We start from the raw sequence: 404 nt of genomic DNA, 5'->3' as shown, positions 1-404 counted from the left end.
AGAGCAGCGACAGGATCATGGTGTTGATCGCCACCGACTTGCCCGAGCCGGTGGTGCCGGCGACCAGCAGGTGGGGCATCCGGGCGAGGTCGGCGATGATCGGCTCGCCGCCGATGTTCTTGCCCAGGCACAAGGCGAGCTCGTGCTTGCTCCCGTAGAAGTCCGGCACCGAGAGCAGCTGCCGGAGACCGACCGGCTCGCGGGTCTCGTTCGGCAAGTGGATGCCGAGGACGCTGCGGCCGGGGACGACGGCGACGCGCGCCGCGACCGCCTACATCGACCGGGCGTGTGTGGCCGAGCGGCCGATGACGTGGCTGGACTATGTGCCGGGTGCCGGCTCCAGCCCGTAGAGGGTCACGACCGGGCCGGGACGCACCGCCAGGATGTCGCCGCGCACGCCGAAA

General features: G+C 70.8%; 1 pseudogene. It reads right to left on the bottom strand.

The features are described from left to right. A pseudogene (locus MKK65_RS00005) lies at positions 1–404 on the bottom strand (DNA translocase FtsK); the annotation flags it as partial.

It is taken from the genome of Methylobacterium sp. J-001 (genome assembly GCF_022829565.1).
In the GTDB taxonomy this organism is placed as follows: domain Bacteria; phylum Pseudomonadota; class Alphaproteobacteria; order Rhizobiales; family Beijerinckiaceae; genus Methylobacterium.
The sequence above is the reverse complement of the archived record's forward strand: the minus strand, read 5'-3'. Positions and strand labels throughout refer to the sequence as shown.